Raw genomic sequence first — 22255 nt, 5'->3', positions numbered from 1 at the left:
TAGAATGCTTCTCGAATAATGCTGTAAATTAACTCTAATTAATCATATAAACAGGTTTACATGTATACCCAAGATCAACTCAAGGCAATGGTAGCGGAAGCCGCCAAGGATGAAGTCCTAAAAAATATGGCCCCAGGCGGTATTTTAGGAGTTGGTACGGGATCTACGGCTAATTTGTTTATTGATGCGATTGCGCCACATCAGAGTCACTTTGCTGGAGTTGTCTCCAGTTCACAAGCGAGTACAGAGCGCTTGCAGAAGCATGGCTTTAAGGTCTTGGATAGTAATTCTGTTCAAAGTCTACCGATGTACGTTGATGGTGCTGATGAGATTGATCCTCATGGCCACATGCTCAAAGGTGGTGGTGGCGCCTTGACCCGTGAAAAAATCGTGGCTCAACTGGCTCAATCATTCATTTGTATTTGTGATGGCAGTAAGCAAGTCGATGTGATGGGTAAGTTTCCCTTGCCTGTAGAAATTATTCCAATGGCTCGTGCTCAAGTGGCACGTGAGTTAGAAAAATTAGGTGGTGTGGTAACACTCAGAAAAGTGAAGGGAGCTGATTCAGTTTATGTCACTGATAACCAAGGGTGGATTCTGGATGTTGCCGGCTTATCAATCAAGGACCCTGTTGGCCTTGAGTCTCAAATCAATCAGATACCTGGCGTTGTTTGTAATGGATTGTTTGCCAGAAGAAAAGCCAATGTTCTTTTAATTGGTGAGGCTGCTGGGGTGCGCCGTCAGACGTATTAATGTCTAAACGCTTCAATAAAAAAAGGACGCTGAGGCGTCCTTTTTGCTAAATAGATTCTTGAGGAATCTTTACTTGTTCTCTGGCACGTAGCCTTGAACACCATCAGCACCATCACCATAAAAGTATTTCTCAACTTGCTTGAGTAAATATTGACGAGCACGAGTATCTGCCATATTGAGGCGATTCTCATTGATCAACATGGTTTGATGCTTCAGCCAACCAGCCCAAGCTTCTTTAGAAACCTCTTGCCATAACTTCTTACCTAAATCGCCTGGCATTGGTGCGAAATCTAAACCTTCAGCTTCTTTGTTTAACTTAATGCAATGAATCATGCGAGCCATCTTTTACCTCTTTAACTAATAAATTATTTGTATCAAATGTTTTTAATCAAGACCATTGATTTGCGTTCCCAGTTGTAGAGTTCTTTACGCTCTGCTGGGAGATCATCAACGCTGGCTCTGACAAAGCCACGTTTTAAGAACCAGTGCTCGGTTCTCGTCGTCAAAACGAATAGTTTTTTTAGTCCTGCCGCTTTGGCTCTGGCTTCGATGCGTTTGAGCAATCTCTCTCCATCCCCTGATTCTTGAGCTTGAGGATCAACGGCCAAGCAAGATAGCTCACCCAAGCCATTCGAGTAGGGGAAAAGTGCAGCGCAACCGAATAAAACGCGGTCATGCTCAATCACTGAGAAGTGAGTGATGTCGCGTTCAATCGTGTCGCGACCACGTGCCACCAAAATACCTTCGTCTTCTAGCGGCTCAATCAATTGCAAAATACCGCCGACGTCATCCAAATTGGCTTCACGCAAATGTTCGATATCAGATGCTGCAATCATGGTGCTGATACCGTCATGCGTGAATAATTCTTCGAGCAGAGCGCCATCACGATCATGCGGCAATAGGTGAACACGACTCACGCCAGATTTGATGGCACGAATGGCGTTTTGTAATAGCACCTTCAGATCTGCATCAGCCAAGGTCAAACCGCTGATGTGATCTTCTAGCTGACGCAATGAGAACTCTTTGATCAGTTCACCTTCAAGATCGGTGATGCCGTTGTATTCGGTCAAGAAAATCAACTTATCAGCTTTGACTGCCATCGCAGTGGCTGTGGCCACATCTTCGTAGGCAATATTGAAGGCTTGACCTGTTGGAGAGAATCCGAGAGGTGACATCAAAACAATTTTGTTGTTTGCTAATGAGTGGGCAATGGATTCTGAATCCACTTTGCGCACTAAACCTGTGTGCATGAAATCGACGCCATCAACAATGCCCACTGGTCTAGCAATGATGAAATTGCCGGAAATCACAGAAATACGTGATCCGGCCATCGGAGTATTGGGTAAACCCTGGCTAAACGCAGCTTCAATGTCTAGGCGTAATTCGCCAGAAGCTTCTTTGGCGCACTCAAGGGCCGCAGGATCGGTGATCCTGTATCCGCTCATGGCACCTGTGCCATAACGGCTGCTAACTTTTCTTAAATCAAGCTGTTCTTGTACCTGAGGGCGTGAACCATGGACCAAGACAATTCTCATGCCCATGGCATGAAGCATGGCCACATCCTGGATCAAGGCCTCTAATCCACCTTTTTGAACCAATTCACCCGCAAACCCGATAACAAAGGTTTTGCCGCGAAAACTATGGATGTAGGGAGCCACATCACGTAGCCACGCAACGAAGGGAAAATTATTTTGTACTTGATTTGTAGGCATAGTGGAAAATTATATGGTGCAACCAGAAAAAATAACCAAACTTTTAAAAATTGAGTTTCCCGAAAGCTTACCTGTCTATGGGCAGAGGGAGAAAATCACTCATGCTTTAGAGCAGAACCAGGTAATCATTGTGTGCGGAGAAACCGGTTCTGGCAAGACCACGCAGTTGCCAAAGATCTGTTTGGCCATGGGGCGCGGTCGGGCGAATGGTACTGGTCAGTTGATTGGGCATACCCAGCCACGGCGCATTGCAGCCACTTCCACAGCCAAACGCATTGCTCAAGAGCTGGGAAGCCCTATTGGCGAAGATGTGGGCTACCAGGTGCGTTTTTCAGACAAAACCTCCGCCACAGCCTCAGTCAAACTCATGACGGACGGCATTTTATTGGCTGAAACTCAACGAGACCCGCTATTAAAGGCTTATGACACCATCATCATTGACGAGGCTCATGAGCGCAGCTTGAACATTGATTTTCTGTTGGGCTATTTAAGACAGCTATTGCCCAAGCGTCCGGACTTGAAGGTGATTGTTACCTCGGCAACGATTGATGCCCAGCGTTTTGCTGAACATTTCGGCTCAAAAGAGCGCCCAGCCCCCGTGATTGAAGTCAGTGGTCGTTTGTTCCCGGTGGAACTTCGTTACAGACCATTGCTGGAGGCTGGTAAAAAAGACCCCAAAGAAATCCCAGAAGCGGTGTTAGATGCCATCTCGGACCTGTGGCGGGATGGCCCTCATTCTGCGGGCGATATTTTGGTGTTCCTTCCAGGTGAACGCGAAATCCGAGATTGCGCTGAAGCTATCCGTAAAGACCACGTCCTGAACCAGCGCTTTCGCCCCGATGTTCTGAGCTTATTCGCTAGACAGTCAGTCGCTGAGCAAGAGAGAGTTTTCCAAGGTGAGGGTGGCCGACGGATTGTCTTGGCCACCAACGTCGCTGAAACATCATTGACCGTGCCAGGGATTCGCTTTGTGATTGATGCAGGCTTGGCAAGGGTCAAGCGCTATTCTTATCGCAACAAGGTTGAGCAACTCCAAGTGGAGCCCATTTCTCAAGCGGCAGCCAATCAACGGGCCGGTCGATGCGGTCGTGTTTCTGATGGTATTTGTGTTCGTTTGTACGACGAGGCTGATTTCAATGCTCGTCCAAAATTCACCGACCCTGAAATTCTAAGAAGTTCACTCGCTGCGGTGATTCTTCGGATGCGCGCCTTAAAACTTCCAAAAATCCAAGAGTTTCCATTTCTTGAGGCTCCTTTGGGGCGAGCCATTGCCGATGGTGTTCAGCTATTAGAAGAGTTGGGTGCCATGGAGTCTGATGGACCAAGGCAGGGTGCATTGACACCGATTGGTAAGCAATTAGCCGCCTTGCCTTTAGATCCAAGAGTGGGTCGTATGCTTTTGGCTGCAAAAGAGCATCAAGCGCTCAGAGAGGTCTTGATCATTGCTACGGCCATGGCTACACAAGATCCAAGGGATCGTCCCATGGAGTATGCCCAAGCAGCGGACACCGCTCATAAGGTCTTTGCCGACGAAAGATCTGAATTCTTATCATTTGTTAAGTTGTGGGATTGGTATCAGCAGGCACTCGTTAACAAACAAAGCAATCGACAATTAGAAAATCTATGCAAGACTCATTTCATCTCGCCAAGAAGAATGCGTGAGTGGCGTGACATCCATGGACAGTTACACCGTTTATTGATTGAACAGGGTTGGAAAGAAAATCAAACGCCTGCCACCTTTGAACAGATACATCTCTCTTTGCTCACGGGGTTGCTTGGCAATATTGCTAAGAAAGCCGACGATGAAAAACATGGTCCAGGTATTTATGAAGGTGCACGCGGCATCAAACTCAATATTTGGCCAGGATCAACGATTGGTAAAAAAGCAGGCGCATGGATCTTGGCTTCAGAACTGGTTGAGACCAGTCGACTCTTTGCAAGAACCATTGCGAAGATTGAGCCACAGTGGGTAGAAAAAGTTGCCAGTCATCGCATTCAGAGATCTTGGAGTGATCCATTTTGGGATGCTCGCCAAGGTGAGGTCATGGCACATGAGCGCGGCACGCTTTATGGCTTACCCATCTATCACGGTAGAAAAATACGTTTCTCACCAAAAGATCCCTTAGAGGCTCGTCACATCTTTATCCAAAGAGCTTTGGTAGAAGCTGATTTATTTGGACAGGCTGAAGCTGCTCAGGCGCAAAAGCAAGGCGGAGCTATTGGGGCTTTCTTTTGGCATAACTTGAGCCTTATTAAACAAATCGAAGCACTCGAGCACCGCTCTCGTCGTCAAGATGTCTTGGTAGATGATCAGTTGTTGTTCGCCTTTTATGATCAGCAGTTGCCTAAAACTGTTTTTTGCAAAGCGACTCTTGAAGCATGGCTCAAAGAAGACGCTAAGAATGGTATATCTCTCAAACTAGATAAATCAGATTTGATGAGGCATGAAGCTGCAGGGGTGACTTTGGATCGTTACCCCAAAACCTTGAAAATGGCGGGTACTGAGTTGCAGCTGAGTTATCACTTTGAACCTGGCAGTCCGAAAGATGGTGTGACGATGGTGATTCCTTTGACTTTGCTCAATCAAATTGATCAACGTCGTTGTGAATGGCTGGTTCCTGGTTTGGCCACAGAAAAAACTCAACTCTATCTCAAATCATTGCCGCAAAAATTGCGTCGTTACTGTGTACCTTTACCGGACTATGCCAAGAAATTTGTTGAGCGCACCTCAGAGAAAAATACTTTTGGTGATGGTGATTATTTAGATGCCTTGATTGCTGATATTCGTGAGCAAACTCAAGTTCAAGTTCAGAGAGCTGATTTCAGACCTGAGAACTTACCACTGCATTGTTTTATGAACTTCCGCTTGGTGGATGAGTATGGGCGTCAGATTGACTTGGAGCGCAACCTGGCTAAATTGAGGGCAGAGCATTCTCAGGCAGCCAGAGAGGTCTTCCAAGAAGTTGCTGCGAGTGCTGTTGATCAGTTGCTGACTGAATCAAAGAATGCTGGTTCTGAAATCCCATCATCGTCTGTTCAAAGCACAAAGAAATCAAGTACCCAAGCTGCATTGTCTCAAACAGACAATATCAAGGATTGGTCTTTTGGCGTTCTTCCGGAAATGTTGGAGATTAAACGCGGTAAACAAAGTTTGTATGGTTACCCAGCATTGCTTGATCAGCAAACGCATTGTGACATCGAGGTTTTTGATGACCCGGAGGTTGCAAGAAAAGCGCACCTCCAGGGACTAAGAAGATTGTTCGCGCTGCCCATGCGAGAGACCATCAAGGCTCTGCATAAGCAGTTGCCTGGCGCAAGAGATTTAGGACTTCTCTTTATGAATATCGGCAATGCTGAAGACTTGATCACGCAAGTGATTGACTTGGCTATTGAGAGATCATGTTTGATGGAGCCCTTACCAACAAATGCCGATGAGTTTAAGCAACGACTTGATCTGGGTAAACCAAAGTTGGCCTTGATTGCCCAAGAAATTGGCCGACATGCTTTGAGCGCGCTTCAGGCTCACGCTGACTTACAAAAACGCATGTCTCAGTTAAAGGCTTTGTCTGCGAATGCTCATTCCGATGTATCAACTCAAATTCAACAATTGATTCACCCTAGGTTTGTCAGTCAAACTCCTTATGAATACTTGGTTCATTTGCCACGCTATCTCAAAGCAGCTTCGATGCGCATTGATAAGATCAGACTCAATCCATCAAGAGATGCTCAGCTTCAACAACAATGGCAATCATTGCAACAACCTTGGATGAAGCTTCTTGCTGCACAAAAGGCGTATGGGTCATCTATAGATCCACGTTTGAATGATTTCAGGTGGCAGTTAGAAGAGTTGAGGGTGGCTTTGTATGCCCAAGAGCTCAAGACTCCAACTCCGATGTCCTCAAAGCGTCTACAGAAAATCTTAGACAGTCTTAAGAAGTAATCTTCTTTCCTTTTGGTATTTTGGGTCTTAAAATCCCAAAATGCCTAAATCATTCAATTTAAAACCCATTCTTCCTTATTTTTTAGCTTTGGCATTCTTGATGCCTGGGCTAACGGTTCATGCTGCAGAATCTGTCAAGCGCACAGCGATTGTCCTCAACTCAGGTGAGGCCAGCGTTAGTCTGATTGATATGGATAAACGAGCCGTCTATAAAACCTTTCCGATTGGAAAAGAGCCTCATCATTTGATGATCACTCCAGATCAAAAATCAGTGTTAGTGGCAAATGCTGCTGGTGATGATGTGGTTTTTTTAGATCCAAAGACTGGTGATATTCAATCACGCCTGCCTAACATTGTGGATCCGTATCACATCGGCTACTCACCCAATAAGAAGTGGTTTGTTGCCGCAGGTAACCGATTGGACAGAGTAGATATTTACGCTGCCAAAAACCAAGAATTGAAATTGGTGAAAATTGTTAAAGCAGCCAAGACGCCAAGTCACATCGCATTTACAAATGACAGCAAACTAACCTTTGTGACCTTGCAAGACTCAAATGAGCTGATCGCGATTGATTTGGCCACTCAAGAAATAGTTTGGAGAATGCCAATTGGAAAAATGCCGGCTGGTGTTTGGATGACCCCGGGGGACAAGCATCTGTTGATTGGTTTAACTGGCTCTGACTTAGTGCAAGTGGTTGATTGGAAGCAGCAGAAGATTATCAAAGAAATTAAAACTGGCAAAGGTGCGCACAACTTTAGACCTTTGGGCGATAAGCGCCATATCTTTTTAACAAACCGTGTTGACTCAACCATCAGTATCATTGATATGGATAAGTTGGAGAAGGTTGCTGACATCAAAGGTTTGCCATCTGGCCCAGACTGTATGGATGTCACAGCGGATGGCAAAGAGTTGTGGGTGACATTTAGATTTGCCAAGAAAGTTGGCATCATCGATATCGCCAGCCGCAAACTGGTCACAACGATTCCTGTGGGGAAAAGTCCTCACGGTATTTTCTTTCACTCGAATGCTGCTTGGGAGTAGGGCTTGAGCTTGATCACCAGTCATTGCACTCAGTTGAAAAAAATAGCGCTTGTCTTGTTATTTTCAACCAGTGCTCATGCATCGACTTGTGAAAAGCCTATTTATCTAACTTTTGACACTGGCAACATGGATGTTGCTGAATATGTCGCTGGGGTATTAAAAAAACATGATGTTAAAGCCACATTTTTTTTGGCCAACGAAAAAACCAAGCGTGGTGATTATTCTCTAGATGACTCATGGTCTGAGTTTTGGAAATCATTGAAAAAAGATGGCCATGCTTTTGGTAATCACACTTACCACCATACTTATTTTGTGAAAGATGCTGAAAATAACTCTGCCAAGATAAGACCTCAATTTGGTCCTCACGCAGGTAAAACCATCACGACCAGTCAAAGCGCTTTATGCAGTGAATTGCAGTTGGTGAATGATCGTTTTCAAAAAATAACGGGTTCTCCATTGAATAAAATTTGGCGAGCTCCTGGCGGAAAAGTATCGCCAAATTACATTGAGATGGGCCATAGTTGTGGTTATACCCATGTTGGGTGGTCAGAAGCTGGTTTTTTGGGTGATGAATTAAGTTCTGAGAAATTCTCAAATCAACATCTTTTAGATAAGGCCTTGAAGTCTCTAAGACCAGGAGATATTGCCATGGCTCATCTGGGGATATGGTCCAGGAAGGACCCCTGGGCCCCAGTAGTTTTAGAGCCTCTGATCGTCGGCTTGAAGAAAAAAGGCTATTGCTTTGACACTATTCTAGGGATTCAGCAGCACCGGCAAATTTCTAGAATAATGAGGCCATGAACACCTTATTTACCTGGTATGCCAGCATCCAAGAGTGGTTGATGCAAGAGTTGGTCTTGCCCATCCTCTATGCGCTGGGTGGTATGGGTTTTGCCGACGATGCTATCGGCGGACTTGATTGGTTTTTATTGGGGGTTATTCAGGTTCTATTGATTGCCTTGGTGCTTCGCCCCCTTGAGAGTTTTTGGCCTGCAGAAATCAAAGGTGCTAATCAGCAAAAATCATCAAAAGCTGTTTGGTCAGATGTTGTGTACACATTAGTACATCGTCTAGGTATTTTTAAATTGGCCTTGTTTTTACTTTTCTCGGGCTTATTTTTTTGGTTTGATGCGCAGTTACATGATCTTCGCTTTATTCAACTCAATGTTGAGACATGGATTCCACAAATCACATCGATTCCTTGGGTCAGCTTCATTATCTATTTGATCATTTTAGATTTTGCTGAATACGTTTATCACCGAGCATCACATCGTTTCAATTGGTGGTGGCAATTGCACGCTTTGCATCACAGTCAGAAAAACATGACGGTTTGGAGTGATAACCGTAATCATGTGATGGACGATTTGATGCATTCAGCTGTGTTTGCTTTTATTGCTTTATTGATAGGTGTTGAACCAATTCAGTTCTTGTGGTTAGTAGCCACCAGTCAGTTGATTCAAAGTTGGCAACATGGCAATTTAAAGTTTGATCACGGTTGGTTCAAATATGTATTAATTTCACCGCAATTCCATCGTTATCACCATGCGATTGGCTTGGGTCATGAGGCGCTTGGTAAACCTGGAGTTTTAGGCGGCTGTAATTTTGGAGTTCTATTTCCTTGGTGGGACATGTTGTTCAAAACAGCTATCTTTTCAAAAGAAATTCATCCAACGGGCGTTAGAAATTTAGAAGTGTCTGAAAATCTGGTGACTCACCAATGGCAAGGCTTAAAGCATTCATGGCGAGAGCTCAAGAAGATTTTTTGATGATTCATCAGCAAATAAATAAATAAAGGTTTTTGTGCTCAGAGCTCTTGGTTTATCAATGATTGGCTTAATGCATCCAAAGATGCTCTGGTTAAGCTTGCGTCCATTTTTGTTTGTCAGCATTGCGTGGGGCATTTTATTTTTCTTTATTTGGGAGCCCACCCTAGAAATCATCAGAGTGTTTATCACCACCTCATTTCTCACTGCATGGATTGCTGATGTGATGTCAGCAACCGGCTGGGACGAAATCCGAGCCGTGATGGCACCCTTGTTGTTGGTCATGGTTTTAATTCCATTGATCACAATTTCTCTTTTGGTCTTTGTTGCCTTTACATCTATCCCTGCAGTCATCAAGCATCTTTCAAAGCAGGCGCATTATCAATCTTTACATCAAGTCAATGCAGGGGGAGTGTGGGGAAGCATTGTTTATGCATTGATATCGATCTTCATTTGTTTTTTCTTGTTATTGATCACATTGCCCATTTGGTGGATTCCACCGATGGTGGCAATCTTGCCTCCATTGCTTTGGGGTTGGCTGACCATGAGGTTGATGAGCTATGACGTTCTCGCTTTGCATGCAAGTGCCGAGGAGAGGGACGCGTTGATTGCTGAGCACCGGTGGCGTCTGTTGGGTATGGGTATTATTTCTGGAATGTTAGGGGCTGTGCCCACATTCTTTTGGGCAACATCTGCAATCGCCTATATATTTTTTCCGATTGTTTCTTTCTTTGCTTTGTGGATTTATTCTTTGGTTTTTATTTTTTCGGCATTATGGTTTGCTCACTATTTATTGAATGCATTGCGTGAATATCGAATGATTAATGGAGTTGTATTAAATGACGCATAAAAAATTCCGGCTCATCGTTGTCGGCGATGAAATTCTCTCTGGTAAGAGACAAGACAAGCACATGTCAAAAATGATTGAGCTCCTCAATGAAAGAGGGCTATCGCTTCATCAAGTTGAATATGTGGGTGATGACCGTGAGGCAATCACAGCAGTATTGAAAAAGAGTTTTGCAACCGATGATGTGGTTTTTAGTACAGGCGGTATTGGATCTACTCCAGACGATCACACCAGGCAGTGCGCGGCAGCAGCTTTGAATGTACCTTTGGCTTTGCATCCTGAAGCTAAAGAATTGATCACTCAGCGAATCAACACCATGGCTGAGGGCGATACTGAGAAAGCCAAGCTTTCTAATCCAGACAATGTTTTGCGCATGAAGATGGGTGAGTTTCCCGTCGGCAGTGAAATCATTCCAAATTCATACAATCTGATTCCTGGGTTCAGGATTAAAGAGCATCATTTTTTGCCTGGCTTTCCAGTCATGGCTGCGCCCATGATGGCCTGGGTATTGGATGAACTTTATGCAGATTTGTTTCATTTAACTGATTTTGTTGAGAAGAGCTTCATCATTCCATTGGGTATGGAGGCAAGCTTGACCACCTTGATGGAGCAAATTGAGGCCACGCACAGTGGCGTTAAAGTCTTTAGCCTTCCTTCAGTGGGTGACCCTCGCAAGGGCGGGGTTTTTGCCAAGCGTCATATTGAACTAGGCCTCAAGGGCTCTTTGTCTGAAGTTGAGAAAGCTTTTCCCTTTCTGAAGGAAGGTGTTTTAAAATTAGGCTTCGAAATTCATGAATTGCCCCAAGCTGGTGATTAATGGGGTATTTGCCTGAAATTAGTGCATTTATGCACCAAAAAAGGGCATTTGAATAATCTGCAGAGGGTTTATTGACCTAAAATGCTGATAAGTAAATGAGGCATGTCTTTTGGCATGCTTTGTGCATAGTTTTGTAATAAGCGGGTTGCATCTTTCATGAAGGGGGATGTGACCGATTTGAGATCGTACCAACAGGAGATTTGCATGACAACGAAGACCGTCGCTGATGTAATGAAGCTTGCGAAAGAGAAAGAAGTTACTTTTGTTGACTTCCGTTTTACAGATACCAAAGGTAAAGAGCAGCACGTTTCAGTGCCAGTGTCTCACTTTGATGAAGATAAATTTGAGAGTGGTCATGCATTTGACGGCTCTTCAATTGCTGGTTGGAAAGGTATTGAAGCATCAGACATGTTGTTGATGCCAGATCCAGTAACAGCTTATATCGACCCATTCTATGAAGAGCCAACATTGGTTCTTTCATGTGACGTGATTGAGCCATCAGATGGCAAAGGCTACGACCGTGACCCACGTTCTATCGCTAAACGCGCAGAAGCTTATTTAAAGAGCACTGGTATTGGTGATACAGCTTTCTTTGGTCCAGAGCCAGAGTTCTTCGTTTTTGACAGCGTAACTTGGGGCAACGACATGCAAGGTTGTTTCTTCAAAGTTGAATCTGAAGAAGCTCCTTGGTCATCAGCAAAAGCTTTTGAGCATGGCAACACAGGCCACCGTCCAGGTAAAAAGGGTGGTTACTTCCCAGTAGCTCCTGTTGATACATTCCAAGACATGCGTTCTGAAATGTGTTTGATTTTGGAATCTCTTGGTATTCCTGTTGAAGTTCACCACCACGAAGTGGCTGGTCAAGGTCAAAACGAACTTGGCACAAGATTTAGCACATTGGTTCAACGTGCTGACTGGACAATCCTACAAAAGTACGTGATTCAAAACGTAGCTCACGCTTATGGCAAAACTGCGACATTCATGCCTAAGCCAATCGTTGGTGACAACGGTTCAGGTATGCACGTTCACCAGTCTATCTGGAAAGATGGTCAAAACTTGTTCGCTGGCAATGGCTATGCAGGCTTGTCAGACTTAGCTTTGTACTACATCGGCGGTATCATCAAGCACGCACGTGCATTGAACGCGATCACTAATCCAGGTACAAACTCATACAAGCGTTTGGTTCCAGGTTTCGAAGCTCCAGTTAAGTTGGCTTATTCAGCACGTAACCGTTCTGCTTCAATCCGTATTCCACACGTGGCAAATCCAAAAGGTCGTCGTATCGAAACTCGTTTCCCAGACCCATTGGCTAACCCATACTTGTGCTTCTCAGCATTGATGATGGCTGGTTTAGATGGTATCCAGAACAAGATTCATCCAGGTGAAGCTGCTGACAAGAACTTGTATGACTTGCCACCAGAAGAAGATGCAAAGATCCCAACAGTATGTAACAGCTTGGATCAGGCATTGGATGCATTGAATGCTGACCGTGAGTTCTTGACTCGTGGTGGTGTATTCACAAACTCAATGTTAGATGCGTACATCGACTTGAAGATGGAAGAAGTTACTCGCTTCCGTATGGCTGCTCACCCAGTCGAGTTCGATATGTACTACTCACTCTAATCGAGAGACTAGAGAAGGTAGAGCGCAGGTATGTTGCGCAAACCAAGCAAAGAAGGGGCAGCAGTAGCTGCCCTTTTTTCTCCTCACAGCGTTTGGGATGAGTTTCCAAACGCCATTCTGATTGTTGATTACAGCCAACAGATGGTGGTTTATGCCAACCCAGTTGCAGAAGTGAGTCTTGATCTTTCTAGCAAATTGCTAGAAGGAATGAGTTTGCATGATTTGTTTGGGCATAACCCAGAGCTTTTTCAAATGCTTGAGGCCATCAAGACTGAAGAGGTTGCGTCCCAGCGCCAAGATTTGATCTTGAATTCAGGGCCGGCGCGTGCCGATCATGACCCCATCAATGCCCATGTAGTGGTTGGGGCACTCAACCATCCTGATTTACTCCTGATTGAATGGTTTCCCTTGGAGCAGCAATTGCGCAGTGAGCGCGATGATCGTTTGGTCCAGCAGGTCGAGGCCAATAAAGCATTGATGCGTAACTTGGCTCATGAGATCAAAAATCCTTTGGGTGGAATCAGGGGGGCAGCACAACTGTTGGAATATGAATTGCCTGATAAGACCCTGCATGAATACACGCAGGTGATTATCAAAGAGTCTGATCGACTTCAAAGTTTGGTTGATCGCTTGTTGGCTCCGCACAGGAAGGCTCATATTGATGACTTCCTCAATATTCATGAAGTACTTGAGCGAGTCAGGAGCTTGGTGCTTGCTGAATTTCCAAACGGTTTAAAAATCAAGAGAAATTACGACATCAGTCTGCCTGATCTTTTGGGTGACAAAGAAGCATTGATTCAAGCCGTGTTGAACGTCGTTCATAACGCAGCTCAAGCCCTCAGAACCAGGATCGAGCAGGGGGATGCTGAGATAGAACTGACCACCAGGGTGGTACGCAATGTCACTATTAGCAAGCAACGTTACAAACTGGCATTAGATTTGCATGTAATTGATAACGGACCTGGCATACCTGATGAAATCAAGGACAAAATCTTCTTTCCTTTGGTCTCAGGTAAAGAGGGTGGCAGTGGTTTGGGTCTGACTTTGGCGCAAACCTATGTGCAACAGAATTATGGTTTTATCGGTTGTACCAGCAAGCCTGGAACAACTGACTTTCAAATGCAATTACCTTTCCGCTTAAAAACGGAAGGGAAACAATAAGAATCGGATGTCGATATGAAGCCTGTTTGGATTGTGGATGATGATCAATCAATACGTTGGGTGTTGGAAAAAGCATTGCAACGCGAGAACATGCCTTATCGAAGCTTCACCAATCCTCAAGATGTTTTAGATGCTTTTGATAACAAAGAAGAGCCACAGGTTTTAATTTCTGATATTCGTATGCCGCGAGGCAATGGTATTGATTTGCTGCAGCAGGTCAAAGCAGAGCACCCACATGTGCCTGTGATCATCATGACAGCGTATTCTGATCTTGATTCGGCAGTTTCATCTTTTCAAGGTGGCGCATTTGAATACATCACCAAGCCATTCGACATTGCTAAATCAGTTGAATTAATCCGTCGTGCAGTCGATGAGAGTTTGAGATTGCAGAATCAAACACAAGAAGGCTCAGTGCGCATGCAAGAAACCACTGAGATTCTTGGTCAAGCTCCTGCAATGCAGGATGTTTTCAGAGTCATTGGACGCTTATCTCAATCCAATGTCACAGTCCTCATCACAGGTGAATCTGGTACTGGTAAAGAGTTGGTAGCAAGGGCTTTGCATAAACACAGCCCAAGAGCAGGCGGCCCGTTCATCGCATTAAATACAGCAGCAATACCCAAAGATTTACTAGAGTCTGAATTATTTGGTCATGAAAGAGGTGCCTTCACAGGGGCTCAAACCATGCGACGTGGTCGTTTTGAGCAAGCTGAAGGCGGTACCTTATTTTTAGATGAAATCGGTGACATGCCATTTGATTTGCAGACACGTTTACTGCGTGTCTTGTCGGATGGACATTTCTATAGAGTGGGCGGTCATGATTCTCTTAAATCAAATGTGCGCGTGATTGCTGCCACTCATCAAAACTTAGAATCACGTGTTGCTGAAGGTTTGTTCAGAGAAGACTTGTTCCATCGTTTGAACGTGATTCGTTTGCGCTTGCCATCCTTAAGAGAGCGCAAGGAAGACATTCCTTTGTTAGCTCGTCACTTTATGCAGACCTCTGCAAAGGCTTTGAGCATGGAGCCTAAGCGCTTATCAGATGATGCTTTACAAGCAATTGCTCAATTACCATTCCCTGGCAATGTGAGACAGCTAGAAAATTTATGTCACTGGTTAACTGTGATGGCGCCAGCTCAGGTGATTGGTGCTCAAGATTTGCCGCCCGATGCGATTGAGATTGGGGCTGATTTGCCAGAAGGTGTTGCCACTGAAATATTGGCCAAAATTAAAACATCCAATCCTGGAGATTGGGAATCTGGTCTCGCTTTATTGGCTAAGCAACTTTTACAAGAGGGTGGCCGAGATGTTTTCAATATCTTGGAGACCAAATTTGAAAAAGCAGTCTTAACCGCAGCATTGGAAGTTACACGGGGTCGTCGCGTTGAGGCTGCAGAGCGTTTAGGGATTGGTAGAAATACGATCACCAGAAAACTCCAAGAACTTGGCATCGATACCTAAATTATTCGACCAACTTGATAGCGTTCATAATAGAACGATTATTGTGAACTGAACCTATTTATGTCTGCTATTCGTCTTGCTACTTGGAATGTCAATTCCATCAAAGTTCGTCTACCTCATCTTTTACAGTGGTTAGCTGCACAAGATGCCATGAAAGCACCCATAGATGCTCTCTGCCTTCAAGAACTCAAACTCACAGAAGATAAGTTTCCGTTTGCAGAGTTAGAAGCAGCCGGCTATTACTCTTTGGTGGCAGGACAAAAAACTTATAACGGTGTGGCCATTCTTTTACGAAAATCATCTTTGGCTGCAATAGCTCAAGATGTGCAAACTGCATTTTTATCGCCTGTTAAAAATAATCCTAAATTTGCCGATGAGCAACAGCGCTTACTCGCGGCCACAGTGGCTTTTAATGGCAGAGCCCCGATCAGAATCATTTCGGCTTATTTCCCTAATGGCCAGGCACCAGGTACTGAAAAGTTCGCCTATAAGCTTGATTGGTTGGCTGGACTTCATGATTGGCTCAGTGAAGAGATGGAAGAGCATTCAAGGATTGCATTATTGGGTGACTACAACATTGCTCCTGAGGATCAGGACGTCCATGATCCTAAAGCATGGGAAGGCCAAAATTTAGTATCCCAAGATGAGAGAGATGCTTTCTCAGGCCTCATTGAAATGGGGTTTTACGATAGCTATCGTCTTTTTGAGCAGGCACCCAAAAGCTTTAGTTGGTGGGACTATCGAATGATGGGCTTTAGAAGAAACGCAGGTGTTCGCATTGACCACATTCTTTTAACAGAAGCATTGAAAAATGACTGCATCGCGAGCTCCATTGATAAAACTCCCAGAGCTTGGGAGCAGCCATCTGATCACGCTCCTGTGATTACGACCTTAAGCTAAACCACCATGCCTTAAAAGAGCATCAATTTCTGGCTCTCGGCCCCTGAATGCTTTGAATGATTCAGCAGCGGAGCGACTACCGCCAACTTCAAGAATTTCTTGTCGATAGCGTTCACCTGTGGCCTCATCCAAAATGCTGCCAGTTTTCTTGGCTGCTTCTTCAAATGCCGCGTATGCATCTGCAGACAGTACTTCGGCCCATTTATAACTGTAGTAGCCAGCTGAATAGCCGCCTGCAAATATATGGCTGAATGTATTAGGCCATCTTGATAAATCAGACTGCTTGATCACATGAACTTGATCATTGATTTGTCTGGACAGTTGCAAGATATCTTCAGGTTTGGCTGCATGAGCATCAAAACTAGAGTGAAGGCGCCAGTCAGTCAAAGAAAATACCAACTGTCTTAAAGTGCCCATGCCGTTTTGGAAGTTCTTTGCAGCAATCATTTTTTCATAGAGAGATTTTGGCAATGTTTCGCCAGTCTCTACATGAGACGTCATCTTTTCTAAAACTTCCCATTCCCAGCAAAAGTTTTCCATGAACTGACTAGGTAATTCAACCGCATCCCATTCAACGCCATTGATGCCTGAAACACCCAAAGATCCAACTTGGGTCAACATGTGATGCAAGCCGTGGCCACACTCATGGAACATGGTGATCACATCATCATGGCTGATGGTGGGTTGTTTTGTAACACCATTAACTGTCACAGGAGCAGGGAAGTTACACACCAAATAAGCCACCGGTGTTTGAACTGTGCCATCAGGAAGGTTTCTTCGACCTCTGGCATCATCCATCCATGCGCCACCACGTTTGCCTGGTCTTGCATAAGGGTCTAGATAAAAATTAGCCAGTAGTTTTCCAGTTTTACTCAAGACTTTGAATGATTGGACATCTGCATGCCAAACCGGTAAGGAATCTTTTTCAATTTTTACGCCAAACAAGGTTTGCACAAGAGCAAATAAACCATCAAGAACCTTTGGCAAAGGGAAGTATTGTTTGACTTCGTTTTCAGAAAAAGCGTAACGGACTTGTTTGAGCTTTTCTGAGGCATATGCCATGTCCCATGGCTCAAGGTTTGATATACCTAAATGATCTTTAGCGAAAAGCTGAAGTTCTTCCCAATCTTTTTGACCGTGAGCTTGAGCTTTCTTGGCAAAGTCAGTTAAAAATTGGTCAACTTCTACTACTGTTTTTGCCATTTTTGGAGCAAGACTCAGAGCAGCAAAATTTGCAAAACCGAGCATTTTGGCTTCTTCATCTTTTAGACGAAGTTGGGTGAGCATATTGTTCGTGTTGTCCCACTCTGCTTTGCCGCTACCAAACTTTTCAGATAACTCTGAGGCTCTCGTAACGTAGGCTTCGTAAAGTTTTTTTCTGAGCGTTCTGTTTTCAGAAAATTGCATGACTGGAAAATATGATGGGAAGTGCAGGGTGAACGCCCAACCAGTCAACTCCTTGGACTCGGCTGTTTGTTTGGCTGCAGCAACCGCATCTTCAGGTAGGCCAGCCAAATCCTTTTCATCAGTGATCACATGCACAAAATGGTCTGTTGCATCCAGGACATGATCAGAAAATTCTTTTGATAACTGTGCTTGTTGATCTTGAATTTCAGCAAAGCGGATCTTTTGCTCATCTGATAACTCGGCACCACCCAAACGAAAATCTCTTAGCGAGTTATCAATGACCTTGCGTTGAGCGCGATCGAGTGAAGAGAACTCAGCTGATTGGCTCAAGGCCTTATATTTTTTGTACAACTCTAAATTTTGGCCAAGGTTTGTCCAAAAGGCAGTGACCTCTGGCAACATTTCTGCATGCGCTTTTCTGAACTCTGGGGTGTCAGCGACACTGTTCAAATGACTGATCACACCCCAAGCGCGCCCTAAATTTTCAGTCGCATCTTCCAGTGGCTCCACTAAGTCGAGCCAAGTCGCAGGAGTGGATGTTTGTAAAGACACATCAACCGCTTTTTGGGCTTCAGAGAGTAGTTTCTCAATAGCTGGTTTGATATCAACAGCCTTGATTGAGCTGTACTCTGGAAGGTTTTTACCAAAGGCGAGTAAGGGATTGAGTATTGGATTATTCATACCCAATATTATGTCCTGAAATTGAAATAAGTTCAGGTTAAAAAAGGCTGACGCCCAAAGGGTCTTTAAGCTTTGACTCTTTCGGCAGCCTCAAGCGTGTTCAGCAAAAGCATCGTGATGGTCATAGGTCCAACCCCGCCTGGAACAGGGGTGATTGCGCTCGCAACATACTTCACTTCGTCAAAGTCTACGTCGCCACAAAGCTTGCCATCTGGCAGGCGATTGATGCCTACGTCGATGACCACGGCGCCACTTTTGACCATGTTGGCGGTGATCATTTTTGGTTTGCCTGTGGCCACCACCAAGATATCTGCTTCTTTGGTGTGAGCCGTTAAGTCTTTGGTCTTGCTATTACAAATGGTGACGGTTGCCCCAGCTTGCAAGAGCAACATTGCCATTGGTTTGCCAACAATATTGGAGGCGCCAATCACCACAGCTCTTGCACCTCTAATAGGGTAGTCAATGCTCTCTAGCATTTTCATGCAACCATAAGGTGTGCAAGGTCTGAATAGGGGCGCGCCAATCATCAATGCACCAGCATTTGCAACGTGGAAGCCATCCACATCTTTTTCAGGAGCAATGGCTTCGATGACTCGGTGACTATCAATGTGTTTTGGCAATGGCAACTGAACCAAAATGCCATGAATATTCTTGTCTTGATTTAATTCATTGATGCGGCTTAGAAGTGCAGCTTCGCTCAAATCAGCAGGGTGTCTTTCCAATATGGAATACATACCAACATCTTCACAGGCTTTTACTTTATTCCTAACGTAAACCTGGCTGGCTGGATCCTCACCCACCAATAAAACCGCTAACCCAGGCTTAACGCCTTTGGCCGTCAAAATAGCTGTTTTAGCAGCAATTTCTAATCTGATTTTCTTGGCAAGCGCGTTGCCGTCAATGATTTGTGCAGGCATATTATTTATTGGATTCAGATAGGGCAAGTCTTAGGAGGTCTGCAACGGTGTTCACGTTGAGTTTTTCCATGATGTTGGCGCGGTGTGCCTCAACTGTTTTGATTGAAATATTCAAGTCATCTGCAATTTGTTTGTTGAGTCGACCGGCAACAATTCTTTCCAAAACCTGTTTTTCTCTTCCGGTCAATTTACTCAAAAGATTTTGATTGTTCTTTTGGGTGTCGGCTTTTGCATAATCGATTCTGGCTCTGGCCAGCATCTTTTCAACCAATACTTTTAATTCAGATTCCTTGAATGGTTTTTCAATGAAATCTACTGCACCTTTTTTCATGGTTGAAACAGCCATTGAAACATCGCCGTGTCCGGTGATGAAAGAGATTGGCATAGGAATGCCTTCGGCCAAAAGACGCTCTTGGAGCTCAAGACCAGACATACCTGGCATGCGCACATCCAGAATTAAACAAGAAACTGTTTCTTTTTGATCTCCCTGCAGGGCTTGCAGAAACCTTTCCGCACTTGGCTGGCATTTAACTGAATAGCCATTGCTTTCCAATAGCCATGTCAATGAATCTCTCACAGCTTCGTCGTCATCAACGACATAAACGATTTCAGTTTTGTTGTTCATATGCTTATTTATCCAAGGGAAGTAGTATTGTAAAGGTGCAGCCAAGACCAGGTTGATCTTTTTCTGGAACATTGTTTTCTGCCCATAGGCGGCCATGATGAGATTCAATGATGGAGCGGCAAATGTTCAAACCCATGCCCATGCCATCATGCTTGGTGCTAAAGAAGGGTTCATAGAGTCTTTCTAGAGCATCTTCAGGAATACCGGGCCCCTGATCCATGACACGTATCCGCAGCATGGCTGGTGAAACTGATTCATCAATATCAACCAAAAGATTGATCAACTTTGAAGAATTCATTTTGTTGGGGATATTTTTAATGGCATCAATCGCATTTTTCAATAGATTCACCAGGACCTGCTGAATCAAAATAGGATCTAAAAAGACTTTGGGTAAGTTATCGGCAAAAGAGATGCTAATTTGAACGCCATAACGTTGTGCTTCAATTTCAGCCAGTCCAACTGAATCCTCAACAATGGTTGCCACATTGACAAGCACACTCTGAGGTTGACTTCTTTTCACGAAGCCCCTGATACGTTGAATAATTGTGCCTGCACGATGAGCTTGATTGGTTGCTTTTTCAATCGCAGGCAAAATATCTTTTTCGATGTCGATGTTTTGTGAAGATTTCAATCTATTGGCTATGCCTGTGCAATAGTTTGAAATCGCTGCGAGCGGTTGATTCAATTCGTGTGCCAAAGAAGAGGCCATTTCACCCATGGTGGTTAAACGGCTTGAAAACTGAAGCTTCTCTTCTTGTTCTCTGGTTTGATCTTCAGCTTTTTTTCTGGCGGTGATGTCGGTTGCGATGATCAGTTGAGCTAAGTGACCATCGACCCAAGAGATGTAACGTCGTCTTACTTCATACCAAAGTTTGGTTTGATTGATTTGAATTTCTCTGAAATCAGACTGTGTAGGTGTTAAAGCGGATGCTGGAAGTCCAGCAAAGCCATCCACGCTATCGATGTCCAATGCTCCCATGTCTTCTGGGTTGATTTCATGGCCCGCTAAGTCAAGGTGGGCTTTTGTTGTATTGCCAAAAGTCTCTCGGTAATACTTATTGGCAAACAAGAGTTCCCCACTTTGCAGTGAAATAACTGACACTGCAGCATCAAGACTTTCAAGTACTGTGGTGAAGCGTTCTTGAGCCAAGGCCAATTCTTGTCGGGCCTTGATAGGTTCTGATATATCAACAATTGAACTGATCCAACCAGATTGCTCACCTTTTTCATCAATCAATGGTGAAACAAAAGTTCTTGAACTAATTTTGACGCCATTCTTTTTTTGTAAGACCGCTTCAAAACCAGCCTTTGGTGAATTACCCTTTAAAGCAACAGCCATCTTCTGAGTTAGCTCAGGAACTAATTCGGAAGGCCAAAAAGGAAAGGGTGGTGACATGCCAATCAGCTCATGTCGTGTCCAGCCAGTCATTTCGCAAAAGGCTGGATTCACATAAGTGATCTTTCCTTGCATGTCATGGGCTCTCATCCCAATCGTGATTGATTCTTCCATGGCGCGTCTGAAATTGGTTTCAGTCTGCAAATCTTTTTGTATCGAATAACGTTTAGATGTTTGTTTCCATACAGACCACAAGCTCCATAAAACGAAGCTGCTCAAGCCAATCACCAGCCAAAGCAATGTGCGATAGGTTAGGTTTGTGGGGGGTGGGTATGTGCTGACATGCAAAGTCAGTGGAATGGGTGTTTTATCCAAACTCACACTGTGCTCAAGAGATCTTGAGCTGGCTCGTTTTGGATTTGAGCTAACCAACTCTTTGCCTGAACTGTCTACTAGTGCAAAACGATAGAGCCCATTCAATTCGCTGGGGACCATGTGCTGCAGAATTCTCTTTCCTGAATAAAGAGTAGCAATACCACCAGTCACTGCACCATTCTGAATGATCGGGGTTACATGCCAAAACACATATTGTCTGTCTGTATTGGAAGTTTCATTTTCGGCAGGATGAAAGCCCAGCATTCTTCCGTAAGTGGCTTTATTAGATTCTGCTGCCTCAGAAAAAATGGCATTTAATTCTGTATCGAGCACAGATTTAATCGAGGTTCTTTCTGACCACTTGGAATAGCTCGGGTTATTCGGCAGAGTGGCGATGCGATTTTGTCTGCTATCTAACCAACGCAGTTGCAAAATTTCAGGGCTGTCCTGGATTAACTTAGTTGATAGCTTTAAGAATGACTCTGGGTACTGAGATCTGGTTGCAGAATTGCTGATCTCACGACTCAATTCTAGGATGGCATCTTCATTCGCAGCAAACCGTAGCAATATCCTTTGTTTAGCAAAGGCGGTTTCTCGATAGAGCGTGTACTGCTGCTGATTTTTATCTTGGTAATTGAGTGTCCAAAGAATCAACCCCATTGCGCACGTAAAAAGCACAATGGCCAATACTGGTATGTACAAGAATGTGTAAGACCTTGCCCTTTGCTTGAGGGTTTTTGATCGGTACTTCTTGATGGCTTGACCAAGATATTGATGAATAACTGTTTTCAAATGAATACTTATTTACTTAGGGAAAACCATGCAATCTTAGAGTGTAATTCGGGACGATACTGAATCTCTGTTTTTTTTCACTTTTTAGGGCTTATTGCCACGC

At 44.3% G+C, this 22255-nt stretch carries 17 protein-coding genes; 11 read left to right on the top strand and 6 right to left on the bottom strand.

Translation table 11 applies throughout. From position 1 onward, the window contains the following. Positions 1-60 precede the first annotated feature (60 nt). Complete coding sequence (gene rpiA / locus ICE88_RS00505) at positions 61-753, top strand: ribose-5-phosphate isomerase RpiA (RefSeq protein WP_216248370.1); 693 nt, start codon at positions 61-63, stop codon at positions 751-753. A 69-nt stretch (positions 754-822) separates the two neighbouring features. Here the strand turns inward: rpiA and ICE88_RS00500 are convergent, their stop codons facing one another. Then, entirely contained in the window at positions 823-1095 is a 273-nt protein-coding gene (locus tag ICE88_RS00500; protein ID WP_215291712.1) for an oxidative damage protection protein, read from the bottom strand. Between the two features lie 32 nt (positions 1096-1127). Beyond that, entirely contained in the window at positions 1128-2465 is a 1338-nt protein-coding gene (gene argA, locus ICE88_RS00495) for an amino-acid N-acetyltransferase (RefSeq protein WP_216248369.1), read from the bottom strand. 13 nt (positions 2466-2478) lie between these two features. Between argA and hrpA the strand changes: the two genes are divergently transcribed. From hrpA to xth, 10 genes are all read left to right on the top strand, one after another. Then, positions 2479-6405 carry an ATP-dependent RNA helicase HrpA gene (gene hrpA / locus ICE88_RS00490; RefSeq protein ID WP_216248368.1) on the top strand — a complete coding sequence of 1309 codons (3927 nt, stop codon included), beginning with the start codon at positions 2479-2481 and terminating at the stop codon, positions 6403-6405. Positions 6406-6505: 100 nt separating this feature from the next. Continuing rightward, entirely contained in the window at positions 6506-7447 is a 942-nt protein-coding gene (locus tag ICE88_RS00485) for a cytochrome D1 domain-containing protein (RefSeq protein ID WP_216251673.1), read from the top strand. A 3-nt stretch (positions 7448-7450) separates the two neighbouring features. Beyond that, entirely contained in the window at positions 7451-8248 is a 798-nt protein-coding gene (locus ICE88_RS00480) for a polysaccharide deacetylase family protein (protein ID WP_216248367.1), read from the top strand. Further along, positions 8245-9213, top strand: a complete 969-nt coding sequence (locus ICE88_RS00475) for a sterol desaturase family protein (RefSeq protein WP_216248366.1) — start codon at positions 8245-8247, stop codon at positions 9211-9213. The genes ICE88_RS00480 and ICE88_RS00475 overlap by 4 nt, the downstream gene beginning before the upstream one ends. 58 nt (positions 9214-9271) lie before the next feature. Further along, positions 9272-10060: an EI24 domain-containing protein gene (locus ICE88_RS00470; protein WP_216248365.1), complete on the top strand. Its 789-nt coding sequence runs from the start codon at positions 9272-9274 to the stop codon at positions 10058-10060. Then, on the top strand, positions 10050-10874 hold the full coding sequence (locus tag ICE88_RS00465; RefSeq protein WP_216248363.1) for a molybdopterin-binding protein: 825 nt from the start codon (positions 10050-10052) through the stop codon (positions 10872-10874). Before ICE88_RS00470 ends, ICE88_RS00465 begins: the two co-directional genes overlap by 11 nt. 204 nt (positions 10875-11078) lie before the next feature. Continuing rightward, positions 11079-12497 carry a type I glutamate--ammonia ligase gene (gene glnA / locus ICE88_RS00460; protein ID WP_216248361.1) on the top strand — a complete coding sequence of 473 codons (1419 nt, stop codon included), beginning with the start codon at positions 11079-11081 and terminating at the stop codon, positions 12495-12497. A gap of 30 nt (positions 12498-12527) precedes the next feature. Further along, positions 12528-13658: a nitrogen regulation protein NR(II) gene (gene glnL / locus ICE88_RS00455; protein ID WP_216248359.1), complete on the top strand. Its 1131-nt coding sequence runs from the start codon at positions 12528-12530 to the stop codon at positions 13656-13658. Positions 13659-13673: 15 nt separating this feature from the next. Then, positions 13674-15119 carry a nitrogen regulation protein NR(I) gene (ntrC, locus tag ICE88_RS00450; RefSeq protein WP_216248357.1) on the top strand — a complete coding sequence of 482 codons (1446 nt, stop codon included), beginning with the start codon at positions 13674-13676 and terminating at the stop codon, positions 15117-15119. A 69-nt stretch (positions 15120-15188) separates the two neighbouring features. Further along, the gene (xth, locus tag ICE88_RS00445) at positions 15189-16019 is read left to right on the top strand and encodes an exodeoxyribonuclease III (RefSeq protein WP_216251670.1); all 831 of its coding nucleotides are present in this window, start codon (positions 15189-15191) and stop codon (positions 16017-16019) included. On the opposite strand, the gene ICE88_RS00440 is transcribed toward xth, so the two are convergent. The 4 genes from ICE88_RS00440 to ICE88_RS00425 form a co-directional block, all read right to left on the bottom strand. Continuing rightward, the gene (locus ICE88_RS00440) at positions 16011-18107 is read right to left on the bottom strand and encodes a M3 family metallopeptidase (RefSeq protein ID WP_216248354.1); all 2097 of its coding nucleotides are present in this window, start codon (positions 18105-18107) and stop codon (positions 16011-16013) included. The genes xth and ICE88_RS00440 overlap by 9 nt on opposite strands. Before the next feature lie 65 nt (positions 18108-18172). Further along, the gene (folD, locus tag ICE88_RS00435; RefSeq protein ID WP_216248352.1) at positions 18173-19024 is read right to left on the bottom strand and encodes a bifunctional methylenetetrahydrofolate dehydrogenase/methenyltetrahydrofolate cyclohydrolase FolD; all 852 of its coding nucleotides are present in this window, start codon (positions 19022-19024) and stop codon (positions 18173-18175) included. A 1-nt stretch (position 19025) separates the two neighbouring features. Then, complete coding sequence (locus ICE88_RS00430; protein ID WP_216248341.1) at positions 19026-19649, bottom strand: response regulator transcription factor; 624 nt, start codon at positions 19647-19649, stop codon at positions 19026-19028. Between the two features lie 4 nt (positions 19650-19653). Then, on the bottom strand, positions 19654-22152 hold the full coding sequence (locus ICE88_RS00425) for a PAS domain-containing sensor histidine kinase (RefSeq protein WP_216248339.1): 2499 nt from the start codon (positions 22150-22152) through the stop codon (positions 19654-19656). Positions 22153-22255: the final 103 nt, after the last annotated feature.

Source organism: Polynucleobacter sp. AM-26B4 (genome assembly GCF_018882285.1).
GTDB lineage: Bacteria > Pseudomonadota > Gammaproteobacteria > Burkholderiales > Burkholderiaceae > Polynucleobacter.
Note: the sequence above shows the minus strand (reverse complement) of the source record. Positions and strands in the feature narration are given on the sequence as shown.